The following is a 16,434-nucleotide window of genomic DNA, read 5'->3' as shown; positions in this document are numbered from 1 at the left end:
GGCCCCGGCCGCTACCGCCGCGCCGGGCCGCGCAGCCAGCCCGCCGCGAACGCCGCGAACGGCACCGCCCCGAGCGCCACGCTCACCCCCGTGCCGCCGCCCGTGATCAGCGTGAAGTTCGAGACCACCAGCCACAGCCCGGTCAGCAGCCCCGCCACCGCCAGCACCGGCGCGACGCGCGTCTGCCACGTCCGCCCGCCGGCCAGGTCGCGGTGGCGGGCGAAGAAGACCAGCACCGCGACCGAGGTGGTGAGCATCAGCAGCACCATGCCGACCGTCGACACCCCCGCCATCGAGCCGAACACGCCGACCAGCGGCTCCAGACCGAGCGCCGCGAAGATCGCGACCAGCGCCAGCGCGCTGCTGGTCTGCACCGCCGAGGCGATGTACGGCGAGTGGTGCCGCGGGTGCACCGCGCCCAGCCGCGCGGGTGCCAGGCCCTCGCGGGAGAGGGTGAAGGCGTAGCGGGCGATGACGTTGTGGAACGACAGCACGCACGCGAACAGGCTGGTGAGCAGCAGGACCTGCATGACGTCCCGGAGCGCCGTCCCGACGTACGCGCCGGCCGCGTCCATCAGCATGTTCCCGCCGGAGGTCAGCGACTCGTCGGCGACACCCTCGACCCGGTCGGTGCCGGCGCCGAGCACCAGCGCCCAGCAGGAGACCGTGTAGAAGGCGCCGATGACGAGGACCGCGAGGTAGGTGGCGCGGGGGATGGTGCGGTCCGGGTCGCGCGCCTCGTTGCGGAACACGGCCGTCGACTCGAAGCCGATGAACCCGGTGAGCGCGAACAGCACGGCCACGCCCAGCGGTCCGGAGAAGGCCGCGTCGGGCGTGAACGACTCCACGTTCAGGCCGCTCTCCCCGCCCTTGGCGAAGATCACCGCGTCCAGGACCGCCACCACCGCGATCTCCAGCACCAGCGCCACCCCCAGCACCCGCGAGCTGAGTTCGATGTGCCGGTAGCCGAGGAGCGCCACGACGGCGACGGTCGCCAGCGACCAGACCCACCACGGCACCCCGGTGGGGCCGCCGAAGTCGTCGAGCACGCTGTTCACGGCCCAGCCCGCGTAGCCGTAGACGCCGGCCTGGATGGCGGTGTACGCGACGAGCGCGACGGCCGCCGTGCCGACGCCCGCGCGGTCGCCGAGGCCGCGGGTGGCGTACGCGTAGAACGCGCCCGCCTGCCGCACGTGCGGCGTCATCGTGACGAAGCCGACGGCGAAGACCAGCAGGATGAGGGAGGCGAGCGCGAAGCCGACGGGGGCGCCGGCGCCCGGGCCGCTGGCGATGGCGAGCGGCACGTTGCCGCCGACGACGGTCAGCGGCGCGGCGGCGGCAATGACCATGAAGACGATGGAGCCGGTGCCGAGCCGGCCGGTGAGGTTCGCGGGCGCGGGCGGCGGGGCGGCGGAGTGGCCTTCGGAGGCGGTGGGTTCCCTCAGCATGGGAGGTCCTTCGACGCGGGCGGGACGGGGGAGAGGTGCGGGGCGCCGGGACCCGCGGGGGCCGCGGCTCCGGCTTCGCGGGCGGCGTACAGCCGGGGCCTGCGGTCCGTCAGATACGGGTTGGCCGCGCGGGCGGCGCGCACCCGCGCGGGGTCGACGTCCGCGTAGATGAGCCGGTCGCCGTGCCGGACGGAGTCCAGCACCTCGCCGGACGGCGCGGCGATCGAGCTGCGGCCGACGTAGCGCAGCGAGCCCTCGGCGCCGTCGTGGTTGACGTAGGCGACGTAGACCTGGTTCTCCCAGGCCCGTACGCGCACCACGTGCTCCGCGACGAAGGCGTACGGCTCCATCTGCGCGGTCGGCACCGCGAGCAGGTCGGCGCCGGCGAGCGCGGCGGCCCGGGCGGCTTCCGGGAACTCGACGTCGTAGCAGATCAGCAGGGCGATACGGAGTCCGCGGTAGGCGACGGGGGCGGTCAGCCGGTCGCCGGGGGCGAACAGGGCGCGGTCCAGGCCGCCGAAGAGGTGGACCTTGCGGTGGCGGGCGAGCACCGCGCCGTCGGCGCCGATGAGGAAGGCGGTGTTGTGGCAGGCGCCGTCGGGTCCGGTGCCGTTGTGGCCGGGGCCGGCGGCGCGTTCGGGTGCGCCGAGGACGAGCGCGAGGCCGTGCCGGCGGGCGATGTCGCGGGCGGGCGTGAGCAGGTCGCGGCGGGCGAGGTCGTGCACGGCGGGGCCGATGTCGTAGCCGGTGACGAACATCTCGGGGGTGACCAGGAGTTCGGCACCCCGGCCGCGGGCGCGGCGGGCGGCGGCGTCCAGCTCGTGAAGGTTGGCGTCGACGTCGCCGGGGGTACCGGCGGTCTGCAGTCCAGCGATCTTCATGCGGGGGTCCTGGGTCCTCGGGCGGACATCGGGGCGTGCAATTTCAGCCATATAAACATGCTCACTTTGAGCACGTAAAGGGGTTGGGCGGCGACGACCTGCGCCGCGACCGCCCCCGGGGCGCCCGGCCGCGTGCGTACCCTGGGCGGGTGGCCGAGAACTCCAGGACGCGCGCCGACCGCCCCGCGGCGGGTTCCAGCCGTACGTCCAACCCCCTGGCCAGCACCGCGCTGGCCGCCATCCGCCGCACCAGCGCCGTCGACACCGTCCGCGCCCGCATCTCGCTCGCCGTCGACCTCGGCCTCCTCACCCCCGGTGAACGGCTCCCGAACGTCGAGCGCACCGCCGCCGCCATGGGCGTCGCGCGGATCACCGTCCGGCGGGCGCTGACCGCGCTGGAACAGGAGGGCGTCGTCACCCGCCGACCCGGCCGCGGCGGCGGCACGTTCATCGCCGAGGAGCCCAGCGGCCACACGGTGCCGCAGGTCGAGGCGTACGCGCAGGACAGCGAGCGCGTGCACCGGCTGATCGACGAACGCGCCGTGCTGGAGACCGGCTTCGCGCTGCTCGCCGCCGACCGGCTCGACCGGGCCGGGCTCGCCGTGCTCGACGAGTGCGTCGCCGCCATGGACGAGGCCGAGAGCTGGGCCGACTTCCGCGCCGCGGACGAGCGCTTCCACCTCGGGATCGCCCGCGCCGGCGCGCAGCCGAGGGCGCTCGACCTCTACCTCCGGGTCACCCGGGAGCTGTACCTGTACTTCCTGCCGTACCCGATGAGCTACCTGTGCGAGAGCAACCGCGAGCACCGGCGCATCCGCGACGCCCTCGCCGCCGGCGACGCGGCGACGGCCGGGCGGCTGCTGCACGAGCACGTCTCCGCCCTGCACCGCACCATGTACGTCGGCCTCACCGGCGACGCGGGCTGACCGGGAGGGTCTTCGCCCGGGCGTGTGCGGCACGGCGAGGAGGACCCGGGACCACCACCGGCGCCGGACGGCCTGAAGTCGGTTGTCCGGCCGGACGCCACCGGACTACGTTGCCGGGGTGGATCACTTCGTACGCTCCTGGGCGGCGCTGCGCGCGGCCGTCGCCGACCTGGCCGACGAGGACTTCGCGCGGCCCTCCGGCTGCGCCGGCTGGCTCGTCCGCGACCTCGTCTGCCACCTGGTGATCGACGCGCAGGACGTGCTCATCACCCTGGTCACCCCGGCGGACGGCGAGCCGACCGCCGACGCCGCGGGCTACTGGCACGTGAGCGACGAGCCGCCCACCGGCGCGGACCCCCTCGACGCCCTCACCGTCCGGCTGGCCGCCGCGTACGGGGACCCGGCGCTGCTGAAGTTCCACCTGGACGACGTCGGCTCCGCCGCCGGCCGCGCCGCCGGACTCGCCGACCCGGCGCGGCGGGTGGCCACGCAGGACATGGTCCTCACCGCGGGCGACTACCTCGCCGCGTACGTCCTGGAGTGGACCCTGCACCACCTCGACCTGACCGCGCACCTCCCGCACGTCCCCGGCCCGCCCGCGGCGGGGCTGGCGGCGTCGCGGGCGCTGCTGGCGGAGATCGCGGGCGGCGCGGTCCCGGAGTCCTTCACGGACACGGACGCCCTGCTCGTCGGCACGGGCCGCCGGGCGCCGACGGCGGCGGAACGCGCGGCGCTGGGCCCGGCGGCGGCGAAGCTCCCGCTGTTCCTGGGCTGACCGGCGACGCCGCCTACGCGGCGCCGATCCGGGCCCGTACGTCCTCCGGCAGGGCGTAGGGCTCCTCCGGCGGCAGCAGCGCCGCCGCCTCGTCGCGCCGCTTCTCCCGCACCTCGATGCCGCGGATCCACTCGTCGACGTAGCCTCCGGCCGCGGGCCCGGAGAGCCCGATCTGGATCGCCCGCCGCTCCAGCGGCCGCAGCGCCAGGTCCCGTTCCGGATCCCACCGGATCCGCACCGGGCCGGCCTCCTTCGCCGCCGGCCAGTCGCCGTGCGTCGCGGACATCCGGTGGCCGTGGTGGCTCAGGCAGGAGTGCCGCAGCGGTACCTCATCCACAGGAACGCGCCGCGTCGATCACCGCGGCGGAGCTGAACTTCACCTGCGGGGCGATCGTGGACCGACCCCGGGTTTCGGAGCGTAATCGCCTCGTGATGACCGTAATGGGCATATGGGATGGTTACGGGAGCGCTCCCACGCTACGCTCCCAAGCCCAGGCCGCGCCCCGTCATCGGGGAGGGGGCGCGGCAGTTCCCGGGGGAGTCCCATGCGCACAAGCACCCGCACCCGTACGTCCCGGCGGCCCGCGAGCCGCCGATCCGCCTCCCGCGCCCTCGCCGCGGCGCTGGCCGCCGGCCTCCTCGCCGGCTGCGCCCTGCTCGACGAGGGCTCGCCGGCCGCCGCCCCGGACGACGGCGGCGACGGGGGGCCGGTCACGCTGACCGTCGGCGTCTTCGGCGTCTTCGGCTTCGAAGAGGCCGGGCTCTACGACGAGTACGAGAAGCTGCACCCGGACGTCACCATCAAGGAGAACGCCGCCGCCAGCAACGAGGAGTACTACCCGGCGCTGCGCGAGGCCTTCGACTCCGGCGAGGGCCTGGCCGACATCCAGGCCGTCGAGGTCGGCAACATCACCGAGGTCGTCGGCAGCCGCGCCGACCTGCTGATGGACCTCGGCACCGCGCCCGGCGTCGACGAGGGCGCGTTCCTGCCCTGGAAATGGGACCAGGCGACGACCGACGACAACAAGACCATCGGCCTCGGCACCGACATCGGCCCCATGGCCGTCTGCTACCGCAAGGACCTGTTCCGCGCGGCCGGGCTGCCGACCGACCGCGAAGAGGTCGCGGCGCTGTGGTTCTCGGACTGGGAGAAGTACCTCGACGTCGGCGCGGCCTACATGGCCGACGCCCCCGCCGGCACCGCCTTCACCGACTCGGCCGCCGGCGTCTACAACGGCTCGATCAGCAGCTTCCCCGTCCGCTACTTCGGCCGCGAGGGCGAGCCGATCTACCGCGACAGCCCGGCCGTCGAGATCTCCTGGGACCTGGCGATGCAGGCCGCGCAGGGGGAGATGACCGCCCGGCTGGAGCAGTTCAGCCCGGCGTGGGACGAGGGCTTCGCCGAGGGCGCCTTCGCCACCGTCATCTGCCCGTCGTGGATGCTGGGTTACATCCAGGAGAAGGCGGGCCCCGACGCCGCGGACAAGTGGGACATCGCCACCGCGCCCAAGCCCGCCAACTGGGGCGGCTCGTTCCTGACCGTCCCCGAGGCCGGCGAGCACAAGGAGGAGGCGGCCCGGCTCGCGGCCTGGCTGACCGCGCCCGAGCAGCAGGCCCGGCTGTTCGAGAAGCGGGCGAGCTTCCCCAGCTCCCGGGCGGCGTACGACCTGCCGCAGGTCGCCGAGGCCACCCACCCGTACTTCAACGACGCGCCGACCGGCGAGATCTTCTCCATCGCGGCCAAGAGCATCCCGACGCTCGAACTCGGTGCGAAGGACCAGCCGATCCAGCAGCAGATCACCGACGAGGGCATCCTGCCGGTCGAGCGGGGGGAGCTGACGCCCGCGCAGGCGTGGCAGGCCGCGCAGCAGAAAATCGACGAACTCCTGGACCGCTGACGCCACCGCGGCCGACGGTTCGCCCCCGGACACCGGCCCCGCCCGCCGCCGGCCAGGGCGCGGTCCCGGTCCGTACGGACGGCGTGCCAGGCCCGGCCCGGCGGAGCCGGGCCCTCCGGCCGCGGGGTGCCCGCGGGTGACCCCTCAACCCCCCTCCGCCCCCGGCGGGTCGGCGGCCAGTGCGCGGCGGAGGCGCTGGATGCCGTCGGGCAGCTGGGCGGCGCCGGCGGCGGCGTAGCTGAGCCGCAGGTGCGGCGCCGGCGGCTGGGCGGTGAAGTGCGGGGCGCCGGCGGCGACCGCGACGCCGTGGCGCAGCGCGCCCGCCGCCACGGCCGCCTCGTCGGTGCCGTCGGGCAGCCGCAGCCACAGGTGGTACCCGCCGGGCGGCGGCCGGTCCGGTACGAGGCGGGGCAGCTCGCCGCCCAGCGCGGCCAGCACGGCGGTGCGGCGGTCGCGCAACGCGCCGGCGAGCGCCCGCAGATGGGTCGCCCAGGCGGGGGAGCCGACCAGTTCGAGCGCGGTCTCCTGGAGCGGCCGGGGCACGAACAGGCTGTCGACGACCTGGACCGCGCGCAGCCGCTCCAGCGCCGGGCCGCGCGCCGACAGCGCCCCGACCCGCAGGCTGGGGGAGGCGGCCTTGGTGAGCGAGCGGACGTGCACCACGACGCCGTCCGGGTCGTCGGCGGCCAGCGGCGGCGGTGGCGGCGCGGCGTCGGCGTGCGCGAGGCGGCGGGCGAAGTCGTCCTCGACGACGAACGCCCCGGCGGCGCGGGCGGTGTCGAGCACCGCGGCGCGCCGCCCGGGCGCCAGCACGGCGCCGGTGGGGTTCTGGAACAGCGGCTGGCAGACGAACACCCGGGCCCGGGTGGCCGCGAACGCGTCGGCCAGCAGGTCGGTCCGTACGCCGTCGGCGTCGAGGGGCACCGGCACGGGCCGCAGCCCGGCGGCGCGGGCCACGGCGAGCAGCCCCGGGTACGTGGGGGACTCGACCAGCACCGGGGAGCCGGGGGCGGCCAGCGCCCGCAGCGCGGTGGTCAGCCCGCTCTGCCCGCCGGCGGTGACCAGGATGTCGGCGGCGTCGAGCCGCCCCGCGGGCCCGCCGATGTCGCGGGCGAACCAGCCGCGCAGCTCGGCCAGCCCCGCGACCGGCGGCCGGGACCAGGTGCCGGGCCGCCGCCCGGCCCGGGCCAGCGCCCCGGCCAGCGCGCGCTCCGGGCGGAGCGTGGCGTGCGGGTAGCCGCCGCCCAGGTCGACGACCTCGGGCGGCGGGGCGGCGAGCGTGGCGAGCACCCCGGCGGGGTCGGCCGTGCGCGGGCCGGTGTCGACGGCGGCGACGGGCGGGTCCGCGGTCAGCGCCAGCTCCTGCCAGGAGACGTCGCCGCGGGCGCGGGCGGGACGGCGGGCGGGGGCACGGAACGCGCCGGCGCCCGGCCGGGTGGTCACCAGGCCCTCCGCGGCCAGGGCGGCGAGGGCGCGGGAGACGGTCACGGGGCTCACCCGGTGGCGCGCCACGAGCGCCCGGCTGGCGGGCAGCTTCTCTCCTGGAGAGTAGCGGCTCAGCTCCTCACGGAGGGCAGCGACCAGCTGCGTGACACTGCTACCGTCATTCATGACAGCACAAGATAGCGCTACTCGGCCGACGGCGGTATCGGTCCGCACCGGCACGCTCCTGGCCGCCCTCGGCGTGGTGTCCTTCTCCCTCAGCTTCCCGGCCACCGTCCGGGCCCTCGACGGCTTCGGCCCGTGGACGGCGACCGGCGTCCGCGGCCTGCTGGCCGGCCTGCTTGCCGCGGGCTGCCTGCTCGCCGCCCGGGCGCCCGTCCCCGCCCGGCGGGACCGGGCCGGGCTGCTCACCGTCGCCGGCGGCTGCGTCGTCGGCTTCCCGCTGCTGACCACCCTCGCGCTGCAGACGTCCACCACCGCGCACTCCGCCGTCGTCATCGGCGTGCTCCCGCTGGCCACCGCCGCCTGCTCGGCGGCGCTCACCGGCCGCCGCCCGTCGCGTACGTTCTGGGCCGCCGCCGGCGTCGGGGCCCTCGCGGTGCTCGCCTTCACGCTGAGCCGGAGCCACGGCCTGCCGGGCACCGGCGACGTCTACCTCTTCGGCGCGCTGCTGCTGTGCGCGGCCGGCTACGCCCAGGGCGGCCGGCTCGCCGGCCACCTGCCGGGCTGGCAGGTCATCGCCTGGGGCTGCGTCGCCGCGCTGCCGGTCTCCGCCCTCGTCACCGTGCTGGCGCTGCCCCGGGAGCCGGTGCGGCTGACGGCGGAGGCGGCGGTGGGCATGGCGTACATCGCGGTGGTGTCGCAGTTCGGCGGGTTCGTCGTGTGGTACCGCGGACTGGCCGCCGCCGGGGTGCCGCGGGCGAGCCAGATCCAGCTCGCCCAGCCGCTGCTCACCCTCGTCTGGTCGGTCCTGCTCATGGGCGAACACCCGGGCCCGCTCGCCCCGGTCACCGCCGCGGTCGTCCTCGGCTGCGTCGCCGTCACACAGCGGGCCCGAAGCTGACGCCGCCCCCGCCCCCGGGTGCGGCCGGCGAGTCCCGTACGGCGTACGGCAGAAGCCCCCCGGAGCTCCGCCGACCGGCTGTAGGGTGGCGGAGGACGCGACAGGTGGAGGGGTGATCGTGGGAGTTTCCCTGGCCAAGGGCGGCAACGTCTCGCTGAGCAAGGAGGCGCCGGGTCTGACGGCCGTGACCGTGGGACTGGGCTGGGACGTGCGCACCACGACAGGCGCGCCTCACGACCTGGACGCCTCGGCGCTGATGTGCGGCGCGTCCGGGAAGGTGCTGTCCGACCAGCACTTCATCTTCTACAACAACCTCACCAGCCCGGACGGTTCGGTCGAGCACACCGGCGACAACCTCACCGGCGAGGGCGACGGCGACGACGAGTCCCTCACGGTGGACCTGAGCCTGGTCCCGGCGGAGGTGGCGAAGATCGTCTTCCCGGTCTCCATCCACGACGCGGACCTGCGCGGGCAGAATTTCGGCCAGGTCAGCAACGCGTTCATCCGGGTCGTCAACCAGAGCGACGGCGTCGAGCTGGTCCGCTTCGACCTGACCGAGGACGCCTCGACCGAGACCGCGATGGTCTTCGGCGAGCTGTACCGCCGCGAGGGCGACTGGAAGTTCCGCGCGGTCGGCCAGGGGTACGCCTCCGGGCTGCACGGCATCGCCACCGACTACGGCGTCAACGTCGGCTGACCGCACCGGCCTTCCCGGCCGCGACCGCCGCGGGCACGACGGCCAGCGCGAGGACGCCGCCGCCGACCGTCAGCAGCGGGTAGCCGGCGGTGGCGACCACCGCGCCGGAGGCCAGCCCGCCCCCGGCGCCCGCGGCCGATATCGCGACGTCGACCAGCCCCTGGGTACGGGCCCGGGTGGCCGGCGGTACGGCGCGGGTGACCATCGCCGTACCGCTGACCAGCCCCAGGCTCCAGCCCAGCCCCAGCAGCCCGAGCGCCACCGCGAACACCGCGGTGGACTCGGCGGTGGTGGCGGCGACCACCCCCGCGGCCAGCATCACCAGCCCCGCGGCGACGGCGACCGGGAGCGCGCCGCGGCGGTCCACGAGCCAGCCCGACAGCGGCGCCGGCAGGTACATCGCGCCGATGTGGACGGCGATGACCAGGCCGGAGGCGGCGGTGCCGTGGCCGTGGTCGTGCATGTGGACCGGCGTCATCGTCATGACCGCCACCATGACCAGCTGGGTGACCACCATGACCAGCGCCCCCGGCAGGACGCCTGAGCCGCGGCGCCCGCCCGCCGGGGGCGCGCCGGCCGCCGCGGGCTCCCCGGCGGCGTCCTTCGGCCCCTCCGCCGCGCCTTCGAGCGCGCGGGCCAGCAGCAGCGGGTCGGGCCGCAGCCACACCGCCAGCACCAGCGCGGCGGCGCCGTAGGCGGCGGCCGAGACGAGGAACAGCCCGGACAGCCGGGGGACACCGAGGGCCACGCCCAGATCGCCCGCGGGCACCGCGAGGTTGGGGCCGGCCACCCCGCCCAGGGTGGTGGCGACGAGCACGGTGGACACGGCGCGGGCGCGGTACGCGGGCGCCGCCAGATCGGCGCCCGCGTAGCGGGCCAGCAGGTTCGTGGCGGTGCCCGCGCCGTAGACGACCATCGCCGCGAACAGCAGTGCGGAGCTGCCGGCGACCGCGGCGGCGACGACGCCGGCGCTGCCGGCGGCGCCGGTCAGGTAACCGGCGGCCAGCCCGGGGCGGCGGCCGTACGCGTCGGAGACGCGGCCGACGACGGCGGCGGCCAGCGCGGCCCCGGCGGTGGCGAGCGCGCCGAGCAGACCGGCCAGGCTCGTGGAGCCGAGCATGTCCTTCGCGAGCAGGGCCCCGTTGGCCACGCCCGCCGCGAGGCCGGCGCCGCTGAGGACCTGGGCGGCGAACAGGACGGTCAGGGCCCGGCGTTGCGCGCGGGCCCGGGTGCCGTCGGCCGGCGGGGCGGGCGTGGTCGTCGTCACGTGCGGTTTCCTTCGGTTCGGGGGCGCGGTACGGCCGGATGCCGCCGACGCTACGGGGGGCGCCTCGGCCGCCCGGCGCCGAGGTGGCGGACCGGTGGCGGGCGAAGCGCGGAGGCCGGGGCGCAGGGGGCCGTGACGGGCTCCGGCGGCCCGCCCCCGGCACCCGGTGCCCGGGCTGCCGGGCGACCGGGCGGCGGCCGCCCGCGGGTTTCGGCCGTACGGTCCCGGTCGCGCCCGTCCGCCGCCCGGCACCCCCGGCTTTGGACCTCCGCCGCTTTGGATTTCCGCCGCTCCGGCGCACCCCGGCTCCCGCGCTCCGGCTCCCCGGCTCCCGCGCTCCGGCTCCCCGGCTCCCGCGCTCCCGCACCCCGCCTCCCGGCTCCCGCGGTCCCGCCGCTCCGCGCCGGCCGCCTCGGGTCAGCCCCGCCGGCCCCAGTCCAGCAGGTCCGCCGCCCCGGCCGCCGCGAAGGCGGCGGCCAGCTCGTCGCGGCCCTCGGTGAAGTGCGACCAGCTGTCGTAGTGGACGGGCACCACCCGGCGGGCGCCGAGGACCCGGGCGGCGTCGGCCGCCTGCGCGCTGTCCAGCACGATCGGCTCGCCGTCGAAGAGCACGGGGATGCGCGGCCCGCCGGCGAACAGGATCGCCGTGTCGACCGGGCCGAACCGCTCGGCGACCTCCGCGACCGCCGCCGCGGAGGCGTTGTCGCCGCTGACGTAGACGACGGGCAGCCCCGCGCCGGTCAGCACGAACCCGACGACCTCGCCGAGCGTCGCCTCGACGGTGGCGCGCGGGCCCGGCCCGTGCACGGCGGGCACGCCGGTGACCGTGACCGTGCCGCCGCCGGGCCGGTCCAGTTCGGCCGTCTCCCAGTCGGCCAGCCCCCGGGCCGCGGTGCCCGCCGCGCCCAGCCGCTTTCCGCCGCCGGGCGTGGTCAGGGTGAGCGGGATGTCCGCGAGCAGCGCGCGCCCGGACTCGTCGAGGTTGTCGGGATGTTCGTCGTGGGAGAGGAGGACCACGTCGATACGGCCCAGGTCCGCCGGCGTCGCCGCGGGCGCGGCGGTCTTGGTCAGCGAGCCGCCGGGCACCGTGTAGTCGCGGGGCTGGTCGAAGGTCGGGTCGGTCAGGAAGCGCAGCCCGCCGTACTCGAAGAGGGCGGTGGGGCCGCCCAGGACGCGTACGGGGAACCGCGCGGCGGTCGTCTCGGCACCGGACATGGAAACCTCACGGATGGGTAGGTGTTTATCCGTGAGGGACGATAGCCCTCCCTCACGGATGGCGGCAACCCTTACCATGAGACCCATGTCCGAGAGCCCGACCGGAGACCTCGCCGTCACCCCCGCGCCCGGGGCGGCCGACCACGTCTCGCTCGACTTCGTCAACAGCGCCCTGGCGCTGCCCGGAGGGCACTTCACCGACCTCCTCGGCACGCCCGCCGGCGCGAACAAATGGCTCACCGATCACGGGCTCGCGCCGCCCGACGCCGGGGTACGGGAGATGTGCGCGGCGCAGCTGCGGTCGCTGCGCGAGCACCTGCGGGCGCTGTTCGCCGCCCGCGCCGAGGGGCTGCCCGCCCTGCCGGGGGCGCTGGCCGCCGTCAACGACGCGCTGAGCCGCGCCCCCACCGCCGCGCTGCTCCACTGGGACGAGCGGAACGGCCCGTACCGCGCGGCGCCGTGCCCCACCAACGAGATCCTCGACCGCGCGCTCGCGGTCCTCGCCGCCGACGCCGCCGACCTGCTGACCGGCCCCGACGCCGAGCGGCTCACCCCGTGCGGGTCCAGCCCGTGCAACCGCTACCTGCTGCGCCACGGCCGGCGGCACTGGTGCTCCACCCGCTGCGGCGACCGCGCCCGGGCCGCCCGCGCCTACGCCCGCCGCGCCCGGCCGAGCGCCGGCTGAGCGCCGCCGAGCGCCTGTTCCAGCTGGGCCACGCCCTTCGCGGTCTGGCTCTTGACGGTGCCCACCGAGATGCCGAGGGTGTGCGCCGTGTCGCGCTCGGAGAGGTCGAAGGCGTGCCGCAGGACCACGCAGGCGCGCTTGCGGAACGTCAGGCCGCGCAGCGCCGCGCGGACGTCCACGACCGCCGGCACGTCCGGGCCGTCGACGCGCCCGTGGCCGTCGGTCCAGCACAGCGCGAGGCGGCGGCGCTCGCGCACCGCGCTGCGGATGCGGCTGCGTACGAGGTTGGCGACGACCCCGCGGGCGTACGCGGCCGGGTGCGCGGCGGCGCGTACCCGGTCCCAGCGGTGCCAGAGCGCGACCAGCGCGTCGGCGGCCAGGTCGTCGGCGCCGTCCGCCTCGCCGCTCAGCGAGTTCGCCAGGCGGGCGAGTTCGGCGTGGTGGAGCTCGTAGAACTCACGGAACTCCGCGGTCGCCGCGGTGTCGTGGCCGGCGCTGGGGGTGTCCACGGGTGCCTCTCCTCGCCCTTGCGTGCGCTGGCCCCTTCCTCGCATCGAGTTCACGCTGCGAGCCATCGTTCAAGATGGTGAACGCAATCTAGGGCAGGGCGACTCCGGCGGCAACCCCTTGCGCCGCCGGAGCCGCGCGCGTTCCCGGCCCCTCGCACGCGAACCCGCCCGGGGGGCGGGCCCCCATGGCGCGGTCGTCTCCCGCGGCCGGTCCCGACAGCGCGACGCGCGCGTGGGCGGTGCCTCCGGCCGGGGGGCACCGGATCAGGGCTCGTCGGTGCGTGACTCCAGCTCGCGCCGGGTCTCCGGGCCGTAGACGCCGCGTTCGTCCTCGTCGAGGCCGTTGAACGACTGGAACGTGCGCACGCTGGCCCGTACGCCGTCGTCGTACGAGCCGTCCGCCCGCTGGAGCAGACCCAGCCCGACCTGCCGCAGCCGCAGCTGCAACTCGGTGACCTCGGCGCCCGAGTCGCCCGGGTGCAGCACCGGCGGACCGGCCGGGCCGGGGGCGCCGCCGGTGGGGGAGGCGGACGGCGGGAGGTCCGGGTCCCCGCCGGCGGGCGGGGCCGTGGGGGCGACCGAGCCGGTCTGCCGGTTCGTACGGCCCGGCGCGTCCGCCGCGGCGTCGTCGCCGGCGGCCGCCCGGCGCCCGTCCGCAGGCGCGTCCCCGCCGCCGCGGCCGGCGCGTTCGCCGGGCGCGGCGCCGTCGTCGGGCGCGCCCTCGTCGCCGGCGAGCGGGCCGCCGCCCGCCGCGCCGCCGCCGGATGGGGCCGCGCTGACCCCGGCCGGACCGCGGCCGGCGGCGTCGTCCGTGTCCGAACCGCCGCTCAGCAGCCCGGCGGTGACGATCAGCCCGGCGATCACCGCCGCCGCCCCGCCGCCGGCGAGGAGCAGCGTGCCGGGGCGTATCCGCCGCCCGCCGCCCGCGGCCGCCGCCGCGCCCGCGGCGGGGCCGGCGGCGGCGTCCGGCTCGTCCCCCGGCTCGTCGCCCGGGTCCGCACCGGATCCCGCGACGCGCGCGACCTCGCCCTTCCGCCGCACCTGCGGCAGATACGCGGCGCGGGGCACGGGCAACAGGTCCGTCCCGGGCACCGGTTCGCGCTCGGCGTCCGGCGGGCTCTCGTCCGGGCCGCCCGTCCCGCTCACGGCCGCGGGCGCGTGCATGACGTACGGTCTGATCAGCCGCGGCTCGGTCCGCTTCCCGGCGGTCGTCGGCGTGCCCGGTTCCTGTGCGGCGTCCGCCGCACACGCGCAACTCGGCCTGCCGTCCTCCTTGAGCGGTGCGAAGCACCGCGGGCATCCGTCGGATGGCACTGGCGTTCCCCTCAGTTCGATGCCGACGATTATGCAAGCCACCCGCGTTCTCCGCCGCATGTTCCGCTTCCGTGCGCCGTCCGCGGAGTCGGGCGAATCGCCCCACGACCTGTCCAATCCGGCGCATACTGGCGTCGCCCCCCACACGGCCGAGGCGCTCGGCCGCGCCTGTGAGGGGACGCGCATGGACGACGACCGCACCTTCGGCCTCACGGCCTGGATCATCACCCTGACCATCGCGGTCCTCGCGCCGCTGGCGGTGGCGCTCTACCTCCTGCTGTAGGCGGCCCGGGGACACGAGAAAACAGTTAGGAAAGTTTACTTCCAGTATTGACGGGGTGCGCGGAGGTCCCTAGCTTTCCGGCCACGCCCCTCCGTTCCGGAGGGCGTGACCCCCAACACACTGGAGACCCCCCATGCGAAGGACCAGGCCCCTCCTGCTCGGTTCCGCCACCGCCGCGACGGCGGCGCTGCTGTTCGCCCTCGTCCCGCAGTTCAGCGCCGGGGCCGAGGAGGGCTCCGGCGCGAAGTCCGGCGACCCCCGCGGCGCGGCGACCGCCGCGCAGGCCGCCGCCCCGGTCGGCTCGCCCGTCGCCGACAACGGACTGCTCCAGGTCTGCGGCACGACGCTGTGCAACGCGCAGGGCCGGGCGGTCCAGTTGAACGGCATGAGCTCGCACGGCACCCAGTGGTACGAGCAGTGCCTCACCGACGGCTCCCTCGACGCGCTGGCGCAGGACTGGGAGGCGGACGTGCTGCGCGTCTCCACCTACGTCCAGGAGGGCGGCTACGAGAGCGACCCCGAGCGGTTCACGGCCGTCGCACAGCGCGTCGTCGACCAGGCGATCGAGCGCGGGATGTACGCGGTCATCGACTGGCACCAGCTCAGCCCCGGCGACCCGAACGCCAACACCGCGCTCGCCAAGCGGTTCTTCACCGACATGGCGACGAAGTACGCCGGCCAGCCCAACGTCTTCTACGAGATCGCCAACGAGCCCAACGGCGTCGGCTGGTCCGCGGTCAAGTCGTACGCCGAGGAGATGATCCCCCACATCCGGCAGTACGACCCGGACGGCGTCGTCCTCGTCGGCACCCGCGCCTGGTCGTCCTTCGGCGTCTCCGACGGCGCGGACGAGCGCGAGGTGATAGAGAACCCGGTCGACGCCGGGAACATCATGTACACCTTCCACTTCTACGCGGCCTCGCACGGGGAGGAGTACCTGCAAACGCTCTCCCGCGCGGCCGACGAGCTCCCGGTGTTCGTCACCGAGTTCGGCACCCAGGACTACGCGGGCGAGGGCGCCAACGACTTCGCGATGTCGCAGCGCTACCTGGATCTGATGAAGGAGAAGGGCATCTCCTGGACCAACTGGAACTACTCCGACGACCACCGCTCCGGCGCGGTGTTCAAGGAGGGCACCTGCGGCGGCGGCGAGTGGACGGGCACCGGCGTGCTGAAGGAGTCCGGCGTCTGGATCCGCGAGCGCATCAAGGAGTGACGGCGGCGCGAGCCGCGCCGAACCGCGGGACCGGCCCCGAGCGGGCCGGTCCCGCGGCCGTTCCGCACCGGCGCGGTGGAGAGGGCCCGCGCCGGCGCCGTCAGCCGACGTTGAGGTTGGAGCTGCCGCTGCTCTGGTAGCCCTCGGTGGCCATGATCATGTAGTAGCGGAAGTCGCCCAGGTTCATCCCGGCGCGGGCCCAGGCGTCGAAGTGCGTCCCGGTGTTGATCGTGCCGCCGGTCCGCTTGGACCGGTTGACGCTCCAGTACTGCGGGAAGGTCTGGGTGCCCTCGACGGACGGGGCGTTGTAGCGCATCGTCCGGTAGATGTCGTACGTGACGCCGTCGCTGCTGACCGAGCCGCGGTTCTCGCCGGTGGGGCGGTAGTTGCCGTAGCTGTCGACGATGTAGTACTCGACGAGCGGGTTCGAGGTCCAGCCGTAGAGGCAGAGGTAGCCGTTGCCGGACGGGCTGAAGCTCCCGGAGTAGCCGACGTTGCGGCGGGAGCCGTTGCTCCAGCCCTTGCCGCAGACGAAGTTGCCGGTGTTGCGCCACGAGGTGCTGTAGTTGCCGCCGCCGCCGAGGGTCATCGAGACCGTGCCCTGCGCGTCGGTCCAGAACGAGTAGTAGTACCCGTTGTGCGTGCCGGTCTGGTTGGTCGTGATGGTCTGCGCGTGTGCGGCTCCGGCGGGCAGGAGCGTCGCGGCCGACGCGCCGAGGGCGACCGCTCCGGCGCGGCCGAAGAACAGCCGGCGGCTCATGCCGTGGGGGGTGCCGTTCGTGTTCATTCTTCCTCCTTGTGGGGGGCAGGCCCC

At 75.9% G+C, this 16,434-nt stretch carries 17 protein-coding genes; 8 read left to right on the top strand and 9 right to left on the bottom strand.

Annotated elements, in window-relative coordinates; genetic code table 11:
* Positions 1-11: 11 nt before the first annotated feature.
* Both ACHZ99_RS08205 and ACHZ99_RS08200 read right to left on the bottom strand, forming a co-directional pair.
* The gene (locus ACHZ99_RS08205) at positions 12-1,448 is read right to left on the bottom strand and encodes an APC family permease (RefSeq protein WP_420303723.1); all 1,437 of its coding nucleotides are present in this window, start codon (positions 1,446-1,448) and stop codon (positions 12-14) included.
* Positions 1,442-2,329, bottom strand: a complete 888-nt coding sequence (locus ACHZ99_RS08200; RefSeq protein ID WP_420303722.1) for a carbon-nitrogen hydrolase family protein — start codon at positions 2,327-2,329, stop codon at positions 1,442-1,444. The genes ACHZ99_RS08205 and ACHZ99_RS08200 overlap by 7 nt, the downstream gene beginning before the upstream one ends.
* Before the next feature lie 149 nt (positions 2,330-2,478).
* On the opposite strand from ACHZ99_RS08200, the gene ACHZ99_RS08195 reads away from it, so the two are divergent.
* Both ACHZ99_RS08195 and ACHZ99_RS08190 read left to right on the top strand, forming a co-directional pair.
* Positions 2,479-3,255 (top strand): FadR/GntR family transcriptional regulator, encoded by a 777-nt coding sequence (locus ACHZ99_RS08195; RefSeq protein ID WP_420303721.1) that lies wholly within the window; start codon positions 2,479-2,481, stop codon positions 3,253-3,255.
* A 118-nt stretch (positions 3,256-3,373) separates the two neighbouring features.
* Entirely contained in the window at positions 3,374-4,030 is a 657-nt protein-coding gene (locus ACHZ99_RS08190) for a maleylpyruvate isomerase N-terminal domain-containing protein (RefSeq protein WP_420303720.1), read from the top strand.
* A gap of 13 nt (positions 4,031-4,043) precedes the next feature.
* Here ACHZ99_RS08190 and ACHZ99_RS08185 read toward each other — a convergent pair whose 3' ends face one another.
* Positions 4,044-4,367: a DUF4291 family protein gene (locus ACHZ99_RS08185; protein WP_420303719.1), complete on the bottom strand. Its 324-nt coding sequence runs from the start codon at positions 4,365-4,367 to the stop codon at positions 4,044-4,046.
* 208 nt (positions 4,368-4,575) lie between these two features.
* On the opposite strand from ACHZ99_RS08185, the gene ACHZ99_RS08180 reads away from it, so the two are divergent.
* Positions 4,576-5,928 (top strand): ABC transporter substrate-binding protein, encoded by a 1,353-nt coding sequence (locus ACHZ99_RS08180; protein WP_420303718.1) that lies wholly within the window; start codon positions 4,576-4,578, stop codon positions 5,926-5,928.
* A gap of 144 nt (positions 5,929-6,072) precedes the next feature.
* Here the strand turns inward: ACHZ99_RS08180 and ACHZ99_RS08175 are convergent, their stop codons facing one another.
* Positions 6,073-7,539 carry a PLP-dependent aminotransferase family protein gene (locus tag ACHZ99_RS08175; protein WP_420303717.1) on the bottom strand — a complete coding sequence of 489 codons (1,467 nt, stop codon included), beginning with the start codon at positions 7,537-7,539 and terminating at the stop codon, positions 6,073-6,075.
* A 73-nt stretch (positions 7,540-7,612) separates the two neighbouring features.
* Here ACHZ99_RS08175 and ACHZ99_RS08170 point away from each other — a divergent pair, with 73 nt between their 5' ends.
* Entirely contained in the window at positions 7,613-8,434 is an 822-nt protein-coding gene (locus ACHZ99_RS08170) for a DMT family transporter (RefSeq protein ID WP_420304019.1), read from the top strand.
* A gap of 118 nt (positions 8,435-8,552) precedes the next feature.
* Entirely contained in the window at positions 8,553-9,131 is a 579-nt protein-coding gene (locus ACHZ99_RS08165) for a TerD family protein (protein ID WP_420303716.1), read from the top strand.
* On the opposite strand, the gene ACHZ99_RS08160 is transcribed toward ACHZ99_RS08165, so the two are convergent.
* Positions 9,118-10,650, bottom strand: a complete 1,533-nt coding sequence (locus ACHZ99_RS08160) for an MFS transporter (RefSeq protein ID WP_420303715.1) — start codon at positions 10,648-10,650, stop codon at positions 9,118-9,120. The genes ACHZ99_RS08165 and ACHZ99_RS08160 overlap by 14 nt on opposite strands.
* A 165-nt stretch (positions 10,651-10,815) precedes the next feature.
* Positions 10,816-11,613: an MBL fold metallo-hydrolase gene (locus ACHZ99_RS08155; RefSeq protein WP_420303714.1), complete on the bottom strand. Its 798-nt coding sequence runs from the start codon at positions 11,611-11,613 to the stop codon at positions 10,816-10,818.
* A gap of 85 nt (positions 11,614-11,698) precedes the next feature.
* On the opposite strand from ACHZ99_RS08155, the gene ACHZ99_RS08150 reads away from it, so the two are divergent.
* Positions 11,699-12,298 (top strand): CGNR zinc finger domain-containing protein, encoded by a 600-nt coding sequence (locus ACHZ99_RS08150; protein ID WP_420303713.1) that lies wholly within the window; start codon positions 11,699-11,701, stop codon positions 12,296-12,298.
* On the opposite strand, the gene ACHZ99_RS08145 is transcribed toward ACHZ99_RS08150, so the two are convergent.
* Together ACHZ99_RS08145 and ACHZ99_RS08140 are read right to left on the bottom strand one after the other, a co-directional pair.
* On the bottom strand, positions 12,265-12,807 hold the full coding sequence (locus ACHZ99_RS08145) for a SigE family RNA polymerase sigma factor (protein ID WP_420303712.1): 543 nt from the start codon (positions 12,805-12,807) through the stop codon (positions 12,265-12,267). The genes ACHZ99_RS08150 and ACHZ99_RS08145 overlap by 34 nt on opposite strands.
* Positions 12,808-13,071: 264 nt before the next feature.
* Positions 13,072-13,971, bottom strand: coding sequence for a peptidoglycan-binding domain-containing protein (locus tag ACHZ99_RS08140; protein WP_420303711.1), 900 nt, complete (start codon positions 13,969-13,971; stop codon positions 13,072-13,074).
* On the opposite strand from ACHZ99_RS08140, the gene ACHZ99_RS08135 reads away from it, so the two are divergent.
* Complete coding sequence (locus ACHZ99_RS08135) at positions 13,970-14,404, top strand: hypothetical protein (RefSeq protein ID WP_420303710.1); 435 nt, start codon at positions 13,970-13,972, stop codon at positions 14,402-14,404. The genes ACHZ99_RS08140 and ACHZ99_RS08135 overlap by 2 nt on opposite strands.
* Before the next feature lie 133 nt (positions 14,405-14,537).
* Entirely contained in the window at positions 14,538-15,620 is a 1,083-nt protein-coding gene (locus tag ACHZ99_RS08130) for a glycoside hydrolase family 5 protein (protein ID WP_420303709.1), read from the top strand.
* A 100-nt stretch (positions 15,621-15,720) separates the two neighbouring features.
* Here the strand turns inward: ACHZ99_RS08130 and ACHZ99_RS08125 are convergent, their stop codons facing one another.
* The gene (locus ACHZ99_RS08125) at positions 15,721-16,407 is read right to left on the bottom strand and encodes a glycoside hydrolase family 11 protein (protein ID WP_420303708.1); all 687 of its coding nucleotides are present in this window, start codon (positions 16,405-16,407) and stop codon (positions 15,721-15,723) included.
* Positions 16,408-16,434: the final 27 nt, after the last annotated feature.

Source organism: Streptomyces sp. MAR4 CNX-425, from assembly GCF_048656465.1.
Classification (GTDB): Bacteria; Actinomycetota; Actinomycetes; order Streptomycetales; family Streptomycetaceae; genus Streptomyces.
Note: the sequence above shows the minus strand (reverse complement) of the source record. Positions and strands in the feature narration are given on the sequence as shown.

What these genes read in the sequence shown, in the direction of transcription:
- ACHZ99_RS08205 (WP_420303723.1), bottom strand. Translation starts at nt 1,448, where the DNA reads ATGCTGAGGGAACCCACCGCCTCCGAAGGCCACTCCGCCGCCCCGCCG.
- ACHZ99_RS08200 (WP_420303722.1), bottom strand. Translation starts at nt 2,329, where the DNA reads ATGAAGATCGCTGGACTGCAGACCGCCGGTACCCCCGGCGACGTCGAC.
- ACHZ99_RS08180 (WP_420303718.1), top strand. Translation starts at nt 4,576, where the DNA reads ATGCGCACAAGCACCCGCACCCGTACGTCCCGGCGGCCCGCGAGCCGC.
- ACHZ99_RS08175 (WP_420303717.1), bottom strand. Translation starts at nt 7,539, where the DNA reads ATGAATGACGGTAGCAGTGTCACGCAGCTGGTCGCTGCCCTCCGTGAG.
- ACHZ99_RS08155 (WP_420303714.1), bottom strand. Translation starts at nt 11,613, where the DNA reads ATGTCCGGTGCCGAGACGACCGCCGCGCGGTTCCCCGTACGCGTCCTG.
- ACHZ99_RS08150 (WP_420303713.1), top strand. Translation starts at nt 11,699, where the DNA reads ATGTCCGAGAGCCCGACCGGAGACCTCGCCGTCACCCCCGCGCCCGGG.
- ACHZ99_RS08135 (WP_420303710.1), top strand. Translation starts at nt 13,970, where the DNA reads ATGACGTACGGTCTGATCAGCCGCGGCTCGGTCCGCTTCCCGGCGGTC.
- ACHZ99_RS08140 (WP_420303711.1), bottom strand. Translation starts at nt 13,971, where the DNA reads ATGCACGCGCCCGCGGCCGTGAGCGGGACGGGCGGCCCGGACGAGAGC.
- ACHZ99_RS08130 (WP_420303709.1), top strand. Translation starts at nt 14,538, where the DNA reads ATGCGAAGGACCAGGCCCCTCCTGCTCGGTTCCGCCACCGCCGCGACG.
- ACHZ99_RS08125 (WP_420303708.1), bottom strand. Translation starts at nt 16,407, where the DNA reads ATGAACACGAACGGCACCCCCCACGGCATGAGCCGCCGGCTGTTCTTC.